General features: G+C 38.5%; 14 protein-coding genes. 1 reads left to right on the top strand and 13 read right to left on the bottom strand.

The window, feature by feature from the left end:
* Positions 1 to 179 precede the first annotated feature (179 nt).
* From PQ460_RS04190 to def, 3 genes are all read right to left on the bottom strand, one after another.
* A complete protein-coding gene (locus PQ460_RS04190; RefSeq protein WP_274171863.1) occupies positions 180 to 1,715 on the bottom strand; it encodes a response regulator transcription factor in 1,536 nt (511 codons plus the stop codon).
* Positions 1,715 to 3,520 carry a sensor histidine kinase gene (locus tag PQ460_RS04185; RefSeq protein WP_273613620.1) on the bottom strand — a complete coding sequence of 602 codons (1,806 nt, stop codon included), beginning with the start codon at positions 3,518 to 3,520 and terminating at the stop codon, positions 1,715 to 1,717. Before PQ460_RS04185 ends, PQ460_RS04190 begins: the two co-directional genes overlap by 1 nt.
* Positions 3,521 to 3,777: 257 nt before the next feature.
* Entirely contained in the window at positions 3,778 to 4,353 is a 576-nt protein-coding gene (gene def / locus PQ460_RS04180) for a peptide deformylase (RefSeq protein ID WP_273613621.1), read from the bottom strand.
* Positions 4,354 to 4,677: 324 nt separating this feature from the next.
* Between def and PQ460_RS04175 the strand changes: the two genes are divergently transcribed.
* On the top strand, positions 4,678 to 5,145 hold the full coding sequence (locus tag PQ460_RS04175) for a MarR family winged helix-turn-helix transcriptional regulator (protein ID WP_273613622.1): 468 nt from the start codon (positions 4,678 to 4,680) through the stop codon (positions 5,143 to 5,145).
* 79 nt (positions 5,146 to 5,224) lie between these two features.
* On the opposite strand, the gene PQ460_RS04170 is transcribed toward PQ460_RS04175, so the two are convergent.
* The 10 genes from PQ460_RS04170 to PQ460_RS04125 form a co-directional block, all read right to left on the bottom strand.
* A complete protein-coding gene (locus PQ460_RS04170) occupies positions 5,225 to 5,542 on the bottom strand; it encodes a thioredoxin family protein (protein ID WP_069325662.1) in 318 nt (105 codons plus the stop codon).
* Positions 5,543 to 5,689: 147 nt separating this feature from the next.
* Positions 5,690 to 6,463: an alpha/beta hydrolase gene (locus tag PQ460_RS04165; protein WP_274171862.1), complete on the bottom strand. Its 774-nt coding sequence runs from the start codon at positions 6,461 to 6,463 to the stop codon at positions 5,690 to 5,692.
* Positions 6,464 to 6,597: 134 nt separating this feature from the next.
* On the bottom strand, positions 6,598 to 7,371 hold the full coding sequence (locus PQ460_RS04160) for a ZIP family metal transporter (RefSeq protein WP_274171861.1): 774 nt from the start codon (positions 7,369 to 7,371) through the stop codon (positions 6,598 to 6,600).
* A 121-nt stretch (positions 7,372 to 7,492) separates the two neighbouring features.
* A complete protein-coding gene (locus PQ460_RS04155) occupies positions 7,493 to 8,401 on the bottom strand; it encodes an aldo/keto reductase (RefSeq protein ID WP_274171860.1) in 909 nt (302 codons plus the stop codon).
* A gap of 77 nt (positions 8,402 to 8,478) precedes the next feature.
* Positions 8,479 to 8,682 carry a YwbE family protein gene (locus PQ460_RS04150; RefSeq protein WP_273613626.1) on the bottom strand — a complete coding sequence of 68 codons (204 nt, stop codon included), beginning with the start codon at positions 8,680 to 8,682 and terminating at the stop codon, positions 8,479 to 8,481.
* 111 nt (positions 8,683 to 8,793) lie between these two features.
* On the bottom strand, positions 8,794 to 9,057 hold the full coding sequence (locus tag PQ460_RS04145; RefSeq protein ID WP_274171859.1) for a YqkE family protein: 264 nt from the start codon (positions 9,055 to 9,057) through the stop codon (positions 8,794 to 8,796).
* A gap of 68 nt (positions 9,058 to 9,125) precedes the next feature.
* The gene (locus tag PQ460_RS04140; RefSeq protein WP_274171858.1) at positions 9,126 to 10,454 is read right to left on the bottom strand and encodes a hemolysin family protein; all 1,329 of its coding nucleotides are present in this window, start codon (positions 10,452 to 10,454) and stop codon (positions 9,126 to 9,128) included.
* Between the two features lie 237 nt (positions 10,455 to 10,691).
* On the bottom strand, positions 10,692 to 11,198 hold the full coding sequence (locus PQ460_RS04135) for a hypothetical protein (protein ID WP_274171857.1): 507 nt from the start codon (positions 11,196 to 11,198) through the stop codon (positions 10,692 to 10,694).
* A 190-nt stretch (positions 11,199 to 11,388) separates the two neighbouring features.
* A complete protein-coding gene (locus tag PQ460_RS04130) occupies positions 11,389 to 13,077 on the bottom strand; it encodes a glycerol-3-phosphate dehydrogenase/oxidase (protein ID WP_274171856.1) in 1,689 nt (562 codons plus the stop codon).
* 227 nt (positions 13,078 to 13,304) lie between these two features.
* Complete coding sequence (locus PQ460_RS04125) at positions 13,305 to 14,276, bottom strand: ABC transporter substrate-binding protein (protein WP_274171855.1); 972 nt, start codon at positions 14,274 to 14,276, stop codon at positions 13,305 to 13,307.
* Positions 14,277 to 14,450: the final 174 nt, after the last annotated feature.

Genomic DNA, 14,450 nt, shown 5'->3' with positions numbered 1-14,450 from the left:
TAGGGGTATATACCGATTATAAAAGAAAGCGCTTTCTATTTATACCTTCTAAATTATACATAAAATCATATAAAAATTAGATATCGCTTACATTTGGTTCTTCAAAGTCAAATTTTTACCTGATTGTGGGATTATAAGCGGTAATAGTCCACGCAAATCATTGTACTTTTCCTACTGATTTATACATCATCATTTTGTTGATCCCGGTAGGCAGACGGCGAAATCCCTGTATATTTTTTGAATTTGCTATGAAAATAATCTACATTTGCATATCCAACTTGAGAAGCGACTTTGTGTACTTTCATTCCTTGTGCCAACAACGATTTGGCTTGCTCTAACCGTACCTGATCTAGAAAATGGTTAAAGGATTCGCCTGTGTGTGTTTTGAACATTTTGCCAAGATACGCACTATTGTAATTAAATATTTCCGCCAATAATTCAAGCTTGAGGTTATCGCTATAATTGCGCTGAATAAAATCGGTCATCTGCTTCATTACTGATTCATGTGTGCCATGATTGATCGACTGTAACAATTGTTCTAATCGGCTTACTACTAATGTAATCATCTGTCTGGTAGTCGATACAGCGTATAATTCAGGGATTAGAGACAGACATTGTTGCACAGCAGCCCCAGAACCCGGTACACTTGCTGGCAAGCGGCTAAGAGCCAGTGATAACACATGCGAACAAAGACTTTTCACTTCACGTTCAGATAATCCAGCTTTCCATGAAATATCACACAATTCTTCCAGCACTCGCTCAGCGGTAGCCACATTACGAATATCGACAGCATAATACAGACGGTCTGACCATTCTCCTGCCAAAGGAACGTCAGCAAGTGGCTCAGTGGTAGCTCGATCTACAGCAAGTTCTGTCGACATCACACCATGATCATCACACCAGAAGCGTTGTGCAATCAATGTGGATGCTTCTTCATAGATCAAGCGAAGATCTTCAAGGTCTGTTACTACATGACTTGCAGCTAGGTACATTTCAGGTTCATCATGTAACCATGACCAGATGTGTTCTTTCAATTGTATTAATTCATGATGTTGCATATACCCTTGCTCTGTTAGCAAACCGATATATGGACCTGCACGAAATACAATACGATGATAAGTGTCATTCGAGTATTCAGCCAACTTTTGCATTTGAGCAAAAAAGTTTACTTTTTCATCGCCTTGCACATGACTACATTCGATCAAAATCAATTGGTAACGTTCCCAATGTAACTGAAGCGAAGTTGCACTTTGATGTTGTGATGATGAAGATACTAATAATTGTTCGACTTTTTCAGATAATGGAGTCTCTGGAATATGGATAATCATATCTTGTTGCTCACGATGAAGAGATCCATGTACACGACGTAGTTCATCTTGCATTTCATCTTCATCTACAGGTTTGAGTAAATATCCATCGACTCCAAATCCTAATGCTTTGCGTGCATATTCAAAATCAGCATGTCCGCTTAAAATTAAAAAATGCGCTTGCTGGTGTTGCTCACGAATGTGTTCAATCACTTCCAGTCCACTCATTCCCGGCATACGAATATCCATAATCGTTAGATCCGGTTTCCAGCGCTCAAACTTTTGAATTGCATCTCTTCCATTTACCGCAGCATCAACAACTTCAAATCCAATCTCATTCCAATTAATAATCGTTTTTAGTCCTTCACGAATCGCGGGTTCATCATCTACGATCATCACTTTAAACATTATTTATTGCCCCCTGACATTAATTGATCGGTTGTGGCTGGTATTTTAAATGAAATTTGAGTTCCTTCCCCAAGCATACTGGATATATGAAGCCCATACGCTGCACCGTACGACAAAATCAATCGCTGATGTACATTGCGTAATCCAATACGATCTCCTTCCTGACTTTCATTGACTTGGAGTGAATTTTTCACCCATTGCAAACGTTCCTCTGCTATCCCTGCTCCATTATCGATAACATCTATCATCACATCTTGCTCAATCCGTAATGTACGAATAATAATCAATCCGCCATTTTCCCGACTTTCCAGACCATGAATAATCGCATTTTCTACTAAAGGCTGAATAATTAACGGCGGAATCGATATTTCTTTTGTTTGAGGATCGATAAGCAATTCATAATTTAAGCGATCACCAAAACGAAACTTTTGAATTTCCAAATACGATTTAATTAATTCCATTTCGCCTTGTAAAGTTGTATTTTTCATACCAATCTCTAAATTATTACGAATCAATTTGCCCAACAAACGCACAATATACGCAATCTCTTGTTCACCTCGAATATGAGCTTTCATCCGTATCGATTCCAGAGCATTGAATAAAAAGTGAGGATTGATTTGACTGGCTAACATTTTAAAGCTGATTTCTTTTTGGCTCACTTCCAGGCGAGTATTGCGCTCATTCGATTCATATACTTGATCCATTAAAGTTCGTATACTCACGACCATATCGTTAAATTTACGTGAAAGCTGTCCAATCTCATCAGCTCCTGCAATATGAGAGACGACTTTTAGATCGCCCGTTCCTACTTTGTTCATCTGACGACTTAGACCGGATAAGCGGCGCGTAATCAAGTGTGAGATCAAGTATAAAAATAATAATCCAGTACATAGAATCAATATTAGTAATCCAGTACCAATCAGAATAATACGATTTGAATCCCGAACTATACTTTCATTGGCAAATACAGAGATGATTTTTAACCCGTTATCACTGCTATCAGGCATCACTTCATCCACTACAATATTCGAAAGCTGTCCTTTCACATCACGTTCATAGATTCCTTTGCCTTGTAGATCGGAGCTTATGCCTAGCTCTGGGTCACCCAACTGTTTGCCGATTAAAGTGACATCTTTGGCAGCGACTACATAACCGCTATGATCCAAAATCATTGTCTCAAATGGTTCTGCACTCAAAATTGAATTAAGATAGGACTGGCTGAGTTCAATAACGAGTACGCCATTTGTCGTATAATCGGTAAAGTTGATTTTGCGCACCAGACTGAGTTTTTTAGTTTCACTAATTTCGATATCATTGCGGTAAATCCAATTGATCTTGCGACTATTGATCGCCGTCTGATACCATTTGCTATCACGTACTTCATTACTGACTTTCATAAATTCCAAATTATTCTGAATAGTGTTATTAGTGGTGTAAAATCGGATTGCTGATATTTCAGAGTACAAACGCAGATATTCTTGAAATTCCTGATAATTGTGATAAGCGACAACCAGATCGTATACTTTGGTATAGCGTGTGTTGACCACATCACTTAGTCTGGAATCAAATAGTAGCTTGTTAGATATATCAATAGGTACACGCAACATAGTATCCATTTGATTTTTGACACGTTCTACATTATTGGTGGTCTGCTCAATCGCATTATCCAGAGCCGATTGTCTAAAATAATCTACTACGACCCCGCCAATCCCCAGTACAGGAAGCGCGACAATAAAGATATACGCAAAAATCAATTTATTTTTAATTTTTACATTATTCATGCGCTCAATCAACGGCTTCCACATGACTCCCCCTACTTTCTACACCATTTGTTTGCCGTTTTGGATAAAACGCTTACAGAAATCAGAATAATATAACATAAAATCTAGTTTTTGTTTATTCTATTTATCATATCACAAACCAATTTGAAAAGACTGCCTTCACAACAGCAGTCTTTTCGCCGATATCATTAATAGCTTAGTATATTAACAATATCAATCCATTTTCATCCATAATATCCATTTGATATGATTCAACCGTCCGCTATAGCTGTAATGAATAGTTACAGTGGACGAATAAACTCAACCTCTGGCAAACGGCTTGGATCTTTTTTATTGATATGATCATAGAACATTACACCGTTCAAATGATCTAATTCATGCTGAATGACGACAGCTTCAAACCCTTTTAGTTTCAATGTAAAAGGCTTCCCGTCAGGTGTAAATGCTTTTATCGTTATTTTCTCATACCGTGGTACGAATCCTTCTACATCACGGTCAACTGACAAACATCCCTCTCCGTGCTCCAGATAGACCATTGCTGTGGAATGACTAACTAATTTGGGATTGCAAAACACATATTCAAGTTGCCGATCTTGGTCATTAGTAAAGTAGACTACAAACACTCTTCCATCCCAACCAACCTGATTAGCTGATAATCCTATTCCTGGACGCAAACCATATTTCTCAGCTAATTTCTCATCTTGCGATTTTTTCAAAAAATCCATCATTCGATTCGCACGTGTACGATCTTCATCAGATAACGGTAATTTCACAGGTTCCGCTACTTTTCGCAAAATCGGATCACCTTCACGCACAATCTCGTCCATCGTCACAAAAGAAAGTGAAGAATTATTCAATGTATAGAGCCACCTTTATATTTGTAATAGATTGGAATTCACACAAAGTGATAGTCAAATCACATTATTTTAGATTTAATTATAAAAAATGTTCAATTTTACGTCAATGATAACGTTTACTTGTCTCAATCTGTCGAATTTGCATTGACGATAGTATGGTAACAAATTACTATAATGTTAAGGAAGTTTTAAGAATGATCGAAATCTTAGTATCTTTTTCACATTTACTTTCGTTTTTTACTGTTAATTGTAGTTGTATAGTGCAGTATACAATGATAGTTAACTAAGAGTTTTATTTATATATATCGAAGGAGGATTTACAATTTGGAAACGTCTAATGAACTTCTCAAAAGCTATTTAACACTTGTGGATCGTATGCCACGTATTATGGAGCTCCCTACCTTAATGCGACAACTCAAGTCCAATGCTACAGAAGTGTATATCCTGCACTTTTTGTTAGCAAACGGCAGTCAATATGGTACAGACATTGTCCGGGCAACAGGTCTGACTACCAGTGCCGTTACACAGATCTGCGATAAGTTAGGACAAGAAGAGTTGATTGAACGTACACGATCCGATCAAGATCGTCGATATGTGAGTATTTCGATTACCCGTAAAGGGGAAGAAGCACTAGATGGAATGTACAAAATCATGTCTAATAAATTAGTTGAAAGTATTCGTGGGCTTAGTGATGATGAGGCACATGAATTACTAGGACATTTCAGAAGTGTAGAACATTTAATTATGAAGCGTAAAGATTTGACGGTAAACGAATTATCTGTAAAAAGTTAAGACATTGCTGTTGTAGTATCCTGTTGTATATAAAAAACGTCCGAATGGAATATATTCCATTCGGGCGTTTTTATTTATATTACTCTACTGTTGCTAAATATTCAGCAACTTGCGTAGGTGTTTTAGCAAATTTACTGTGCAAATGAGCTATTTTTTCACCATTACGATATACAAGCAAGCTTGGAATTCCTCTTACTTCATTTTGCTCTGCCAAATCTTGAAACTTTTCTGCATCCATCGCAAAGAACTGTTTATCATTGTTCTTTTCGATAATATCAACCATAAAGCGGTCAAGCGTTTTGCAATCCGGGCACCAGTTTGTATCAAATTTGATCACAGTAAGGTCGTCACCATTAATCAAATTGCGGTATTGATCTTCCGATTCTATTCTTTCCATTAGGAAGTGATCCTCCTTTAAATGATGATTCAATTAGCAACAATACAAAATATAATCTCTTAATATGAAGATGTTGCTATCTTTATTATCTGCTCTTTATTGTAATTTAGCAACAATGTAGTGTATAAAGTGTATTAAAAATGATGATTATTTCAATAAACCGACTGTTTTTTGATCAAATAACCAGCCCATCAGATCAGGAAAACGCTGATAAAACGTTTCAGGATCATGATCGTCACCTTCAATTCGTTCAAAATAGAAATGAGATTCTGCCAGATTATTCATCAAAATACTTACCGCTTCATCTGTGCACGTCTGTATCAAGCGCTGACGATTTGCTTTACCCAAGCCTTCTAGATTACCGATATCCATATAGATACGCAGATCAGGAGATAGATGCTGACGCTCTCTCATAAATTCAATAAATCCTTCATACCAGAGCGAAGCCGACATAATTCCAATTCTGCCAAACACATGTGGATAGACATAGGCGGCAAATAAAGACACCAGACCACCCAAAGACTTGCCTACAATCCCTGTCATTTCAGGTCGACTATCTGTATAAAAGTTCTGATCGATCCATGGCTTAATCTCATGAGCAATCAGATTCAAATACTCGGTCGCCCGTCCGCCAAAATCTCCATGACCCAGCCCTGGATAAAGAGCACGTGCATACCACGGTGTATATTCAACTAAAGGATCATACGCAGCAATCCCGACTAGAATTAATTCCGGCAAAGTGCCTGCGGCAAAGCGTTGTTCTAAATTATATAAAGTTCCGTTCAATACCAGATCAAATACATCTCCGCCATCATGAACATAGACGACTGGTAACGGATACGATGCTTTATCATAAGAAGGTGGCAAATAAATCAGCAAGTCTCGACCTGCATACATTTTGGTAAAAAGTGTTCCTCGCATACGACTCTCTCCCCCTACTGATAATCATTATCAATTAGTATACCAAATGATCGAGAAGATGACAAAAAAAGCTTATCGATGTTATGTACACCGAATAAGCTCCTTTTCAAACACAGATATCGATTGATATTGACTTATGATCCGATACTTAACAACAATGCAGTCAGTAATCCAAGTGAAGCGATCAACCCTACTAACGGGCCACCATCTTCATACGCTTCCGGCATCATCGTTGAACAGATCATCGCTATAATACCACCACCGGCAAAAGCACCGATTCCTGCTTTGATCTCATCTGGCAATAATTCTAAGAATAGATACCCTGCCATCGAAGCCAGAGCAGAGATCACCAGAACAACAGCCCACATGCCAAAAATTTTGCCACGTGAATAATGACTTTGCTTCAACCCTACCGTACTGGACAATCCTTCAGGAATATTGCTGACAAAAATAGAAATAACCAATACCAGACTTACACCCTGACCTGCAAGTAGACTTGCTCCGATCATAATCGATTCAGGAATAGCATCCATCACCGTACCTGCAAATATACCAAGTCCACTTTGACTGCTGCCATCCTTTTCTTTAGAGGATGAATTAGAAGAAGACGAGTCTTCCTTGCTCATATAGGAACGTTTACGGTTCGCTCCCCCTTTACGAGATATGTATAGATCAAATGCAGTGTATACAATCGCACCTACCATAAAGCCTATACCTGTTGCCCAGATGCCTCCATCTTCTACTGCATCTGATAACAATTCAAAAGCAACCGCTCCGATAAGCGTCCCTGTACCAAAAGCCATAATCCAACCAATAATCTTCTTAGGCATATTGAAAAACATGGCAATCAAAGCTCCTAATAAAACAGCAGAGCCTGCTATCGCACCCCACATTAACGCATTCCACATATTTATTCTCCTCTCACTACACTGTCTTATTATTAACCCAAAATAAGAACTTTAGACCGATGTGAGCATAAAAAAATAGAATAAATGAATTTAATGCGAATATGAACGCTTTTTCATATCATTAACGGTGTTGTGTATACTGGTTAGCAGCACGAATAGAACGGATCATTTGCAGTTCATCATCTGTTAATGCTGGCGATGAAGCGGCTTCTACATTTTCATGTAATTGTTGTGATGAACTCGCTCCTGCGGCTAGCACTGCTACTGCTGGATGAGCAAGTACATATTGAATAGCGGTCTGGGAAAGGCTTCTATTAGCCTGTGTAAGAGGTTCTAATTGCTGGCGCAGACTAATAACATCTTCACCGCTAATATCCAGATAACCCTTCTGTGCTTTGTCTTCACGTCCATCTGCTAAAGCTCCACTTGCTACAGCACCACGTACAATAGAACTGATCCCTTTTTGTGTTAATAACGGTAATACTTCTTCTTCAGGACGACGATCCAGAATACTGTACTGGCTCATTACACTGACAATATGCGAACGATCTACATATTCACGAATCACATTGGGACGAATCGAAGAAATACCGTATTCTCGAATCAACCCTTCTCTTTTTAATTGTGCAAAAGCTTCGATCGTTTCGTCAATATTGTCATCCATTGTACCGCCATGCAGTTGATACAGATCAATATAATCGGTCTGTAAGCGTCGTAAGCTTTCTTTGATCGCTTCCATAATATGAGCTTTGGATGGATTCCATACTAAGCCGTCTTGACCTTCTACACGAGTATTACCTACTTTGCTAGCGATAATCACATCACTGCGGCGACCTTTGATCGCTTTCCCAATCAATTCTTCATTGTGACCATTATCATAAATATCTGCTGTATCCAAAAAGTTAATCCCCAGATCAAGTGCTTCATGTAGCAAAGGAATCACTTTGCTCTCGTCTGTTCCCAGAGACATACAACCCAGTCCAATTTCACCTACGATTAAATCTGATGTACCCAGTCTATTCTTTTTCATGATTGATCATCCTTTCACGATATCGATCTGATCTTTCTTTCACTTATTGATATAGCCGTAATACTACTTATTAAACATTACACGTTGCTATTAATAATATGTTTTACCCGTCCTACGTCTCCTGATTGAAGGCGTACTTTGATTCCATGTGGATGATTGGGTGAATTGGTTAAGATATCTTTGACAATTCCTCTTGTTAATTTGCCTGTGCGTTGATCTTGTTTGAGTACAATATCGACTTCGATTCCTGCTTTAATATTCGCGCGTGTCTGACCACTCATTTATAATTCCCACTTTCTATATTTAACATGTATAACAAATGCCGATAAGGCACTCCTACGAGCACAATACCGGCATTTGGATCATTGATATATACGTTGTAGCTAACAGATTTATTTGAATTTTTTCCAGTCTTGTTTGGTGTTTTCGAGCAAATATTCAAAATCGTTATCACGACGTTTTTGTTCTGCTTTGCGAGCATCGTCTGCTTCTTGTTGTTGTTTCTCTTTGCGTTGTTGCTCTTCTGCTTTGAGCTCGGTTGCTTGCGCTTTGAGCTTATCCAATACATCAGCACTTAGCATGTCTTTGAGTGTAGCTGGTCGATCTTGTGCTGGTGTAGCTGTCGGTCTTGCAGATGCTTTATTTTTCTTAGCCATCTTTAATCACCTCTTTTACTATACGAACTTGTTATAGTATACCATCGTTACGGAATAGACGAAAATGATTACTCTTGCTCCTCTTCTTCATCTTCTTCAAATGTAGTCACTTCAATTTCTTTGATATGACGATTCTCCATACGGGTTACGGTAAATTCATATTCTTCCACCCGTACAGATTCACCTTCATGAATATTAAATTTCTGCGCCCAGATCCATCCACCAATCGTATACGCTTCTCCAGCTTCGATATCCGTTCCTAGACGACGATTCACTTCATGAATCAATGCGAGTGGTTGTAGACGATAATGCTTGTCTCCTAGCTTATGAATCGCTGGAGTAGCAGCAGGCTCAATATCTGATTTGGAAGGAATATCGCCCACAATTTCTTCTAAAATATCTTCCAAGGTCACCATACCTGCTGTTCCACCATACTCATCTAGCAAAACCGCCATATGAATATTTTGCTTTTGCATTTGCCCTAATAATTCACGAGCAGGCACAGTCTCTATCAATTGCAAGACAGGCTTGATAAAAGGCGCAATCGGATCAGTAGGTGTATGCGGATGACTCACAGCATCACGCAATACTTCTTTGACATTGAGCAATCCAATAATCCGGTCTTTGTCTCCATCCAGAGCGACAGGAATCAAGCTGTACGGCTCTTCTTTCACCAGCTCATAGAAGTCTGCTAATTGTGCTTCATGCCCGATATACTTCATCTCTGTACGTGGAACCATAATCTCGCTACCGACTAATTCATCAAATTCAAATACATTATTCAAATAACGATATTCTGTCGGTGTAATATTACCGCTTTTGAATCCTTCCGATAGAGCAAATCGTAATTCTGCTTCACTCTGTGCGGCATCTTGTTCAGAGATAGGCTTTACTCCGAATAATCCGGTAATCAGACGTGCTGAACGGCTCAGTACCCAGTTAAATGGATACGTAATCCGGTAAAAAATCATCATCGGACGAGCAAAAAATAATGCCATCGGTTCAGCCAGTTGAATAGCGAACGATTTGGGAACCAGTTCTCCGATCAACACTTCGAAATAAGTCAGTAACAAAAAGGCGATAATAAACGATATGACCGATTCTAATCCTGCTGGAACATGAACCCACACAAAAATCGGATGAAGTAATTCTTCTATCGTCGATTCTCCTAACCAACCCAGTGCTAGTGATGTGAGCGTCGTTCCTAACTGACAAGCTGATAAAAACTCATCTAATTTGGAAATAATATTCTGAACAGCAACTGCATTTTTGTTACCTTCATCAGCCAGTTGATTGATCTTGGAAATACGTACACGAATAATCGAATACTCAGATGCTACAAAAAAGGCTGTTAATAAAATCAGTACAATAACCAATATCAAATTCAAAAATTCCATACCTTGCTCCCCTTTGCGTGATCTATCTATTTGCTCACTAAAAGTATGTATAGATGTACACATATGAAATACATTACCCATTTTTGACTGCTATGCTTTGATTCTATGCAAAAAATCCTAACGATACACAACAAAAAAAGCGATCAGAACAGAGATTACTGTTCAAATCGCTTTGCTTAAAAATCGTTGTATCACATATACGACTTCATCATATATGGATAACTTCAATATGTTATATTATTTTGTTTTCGGCTTACGATCGACCAATAACCATGCTCCGCCTAATAAAACAGCAAGTGCAACCAAAGGTTGTACAAATACCACGTGATGGAGTATAGAATCTAACGAAAAGACAGCGAAAAACAACAATCCGATTACTGTCAAAATATTAATCGGAATCAACAACCATTTGTTACGAGAACCTAACCAGTAAAACTCAAACAATCCTAACGCTACTGCAAGTATGTAACCCGGCCACATCACAGCCCAAAGATCAAACAATGTAGCGATTTGACTCACTACACCTGCTCCTAGCAAAATTCCACCTGGAATCAATAACCCTTTGTGTTTGGAATCCATTAACGAAAAATGTAACCAGTGAAAAAATAGCCCTAGCGGAATAACAAATAAAGTCGGCCAAAATGTAGCAAAAATAGTTCCTACCCCTGTAGACCCGCCCGGATTCAAAAATAAATAAACACCTAACAACAATAATACCGGTGCAAGAACTGCTTTTTTAATCATGATCCTTACACACCCCTTTTCTATTCGATTATCCTTGATTACACTGTATCACACCTTGCTTTGCAACTCATCCGCCTATAGAAGAAAATAAACCTAGACTAAAGTCGTAGATGACTTCAATCTACATATAAAAAGACCCTTCCACAAAGGAAGAGTCTTGAATACATTATATTCTACATTAAAGTTGATATTAGACTGCAAATTCGCTTTTCGTTGGAGCATCGACAGGTACAACAGCATCATGTAAATGTCCTTCTAATTCATCAGTGTAACGACGTTTTTGGTCGGCTGTCCAGTTAAAACGTCTGGACATATATTCGATCACAGGTTGTTTCCATTCATGTACCCAATTGATATTGAAGAATAAAGCTCCTGTACGACGGATAAAGAAATCGACCGGTTTAACTGTCATTTCTTCTTGAATAGCATACGCAATACGTGCGCGAATATCTGCTGGTAATTTCAATTCATCTGCGATAGAGTCTGATTGACGTACCAGATCAAATAATTTGCTTACATTGGAACCGTAGAAGCCTGCTAGATATTCCGCTTGTTCTATTGTTAATCCAGCTTGTCTACCTTTGTCTCCTTGTTGCAAGATAAAAGCAGGTAAGTTCGCTGAACCGCCTACATCCCCACCAGAGATTGCCATATGTTTGGTCTGACAAGGTTTGAATTTTTTGCCTTGTTCTTTGCCGATCAATTCAGCAGCTAGATCTATAACCATTTCCGCCATTTTGCGGTAACCTGTTAATTTACCACCAGCAATCGTAATCAAGCCACTATCTGATTGCCATACTTCATCTTTACGCGAAATTTCAGAAGGATCTTTACCTTCTTCATAGATTAATGGACGTACACCTGCCCAGCTTGATTCGACATCAGCGGCTGTAACTTTCACACTCGGGAACATATAATTGATCGCTTTTAATACATAATCACGATCTTCCAGTGTCATTTGTGGGTGGATCGGATCTGCTTTGTAGACAGTATCGGTTGTACCAACATATGTTTTCCCATCTCTCGGAATCGCGAATACCATCCGACCATCCGGTGTATCAAAATAAACAGCTTGTTCTAGCGGGAAACGCTCATGATCGATAACCAAATGAATCCCTTTAGTCATTTGTAGCACTTTACCTTTTTTGGATTTATCCAATTGACGAAGTGTATCTACCCATGGACCGGCTGCATTGATTACTTTGCGAGCGAAAATACTATATTCTTGACCGCTAATCGTATCGGTGACTTTCACACCTTTTAGCTTGCCATTTTCATAAATAAATTCAGATGCTTTGGTATAGTTAGACGCATAAGCACCACGTTTTACCGCTTCTTTGATCACTTCAATCGTTAAGCGAGCATCATCGGTACGGTATTCTACATAATAACCGCCACCTTGTAGACCATCTTTTTTGATCAAAGGTTCTTTGCCCATCGTTTCTTTAACACTTAACATTTTACGACGTTCATTTCTTTTCACGCCTGCTAAGTAATCGTATACACGTAGACCGATTGAAGTACTGAAGCTACCGAATGTTCCGCCTTTGTGAAAAGGAAGTAGCATCCATTCTGGTGTAGTGACATGCGGTCCATTTTCATATACGACTGCACGTTCTTTCCCTACTTCTGCAACCATCTTCACTTCAAATTGCTTCAAATAACGCAATCCACCATGAACCAGTTTCGTAGAACGACTGGATGTTCCTGCGGCATAATCCTGCATTTCTACCAGCCCTGTTTTCATTCCGCGAGTAACAGCATCTAAAGCAATCCCTGATCCTGTAATTCCGCCACCGATTACCAGTACGTCTAATACGTCACTGCTCATATGCTCTAATGCATTTGCTCTGTTTTGTGCTGAAAATGTTGTATTCATCGGTATATCCTCCCTTATTTGAACGCGCTATACTGTTTATTTTTACCAATCATAAGCCATAAAAAAGAGACCACGAATAATTACACTAAAACGGTTGTATACCGCGTGTACTCGTGGTCTCTCCAAAGTCTCATGACATTATTATTAACTTGTTAACTGTATTGTACCATATTAGCTTTAGGGTAGCAAAGAATTTAGACAATTTTTTAAACATTAATAATGATGGGTTACGATTGAGTTAGGCATTTTACAATATAATCAAGCTGTCCATTCATCGAAATCGGATCGTTGAAATAATAAGCAACCGGATCAATTTTGAATACGTGATTATTTTTCACTGCCGGCAAGTCTTTCCATAGACTGCTGTTGTATACGTTACTTCCATCTTTATCACCATCTCCACCCCACGGTGAAGTGAAAATATAATCGCCTGCAAAATCAGGCAGATTTTCAAGGGAAAGACTTGCAAAACCTTTACCACTATCAATAGCTTCTTTTTGCAACATCGGTGTACCTTTAAGACCTAATGCTTGATAAATAATCTCTCCTCCGCGACCATACGTATCACCCATCGCATAAATCCCTTTAGCATATGGTTGCAGAATAGATACTGTTTTGTCGCCGACTGCGGCTTGTACTTGTGGTTTTAGCTTGTTAATTTTGCTTTCCCAGGCAGCGGCTACTTCTTTAGCTTTGTCCTCTGTGCCTGTCATTTTACCGAATTCTTGCAATAATTCCTTATACGTATATTGTCCGTATTTGATCGCCACAGTAGGAGCAATTTGCTCATAATTTTCTATATTTTTATCGTTATCCCAGACTACAATTAGATCTGGATTTAGAGCTAATACTTTTTCAACATCCGGGTTATTACCTAAGTTGGTTACACCTTCTGTCGTTTCTTTTAAAATCGCACTTTGAAATACATAATCAATTGTTGCAATCGGCTTGATCCCTAATGCATATAAATATCCGTAATAACTATCTGCTATCACAACTACGCGCTGAGGATGACCGGGTACTTGGAATTCACCATTTGCTGCTTTGTATGTAATCGTCTTATTCGTTGTTGCTGGTGTATCTGTAGAGGTTGGTGAAGATGTAGAAGATGTGGATGTTGTACTTTGACCACAAGCTGCCAGAATAGCAATTAGCACGATCGTCGTTAAGATTATACTTACTTTTTTGATACTATACATGCTCTATAACCGCCTTTTTTATTATGATATTCGCCTTTAAATGATAAAGATTATCATTATCAATTGAAATCTTAGCATAGAATGAGAAGGATTGCATCCATTTTTTTGAAAATAACATATAGCAAAAACCCCTTCTCTTGAATCTAGAAAAGGGGTTTTTGCTATTACATATTT

It is taken from the genome of Paenibacillus sp. KACC 21273 (assembly GCF_028736095.1).
In the GTDB taxonomy this organism is placed as follows: Bacteria; Bacillota; Bacilli; order Paenibacillales; family Paenibacillaceae; genus Saccharibacillus; species Saccharibacillus kyungheensis.
Note: the sequence above shows the minus strand (reverse complement) of the source record. Positions and strands in the feature narration are given on the sequence as shown.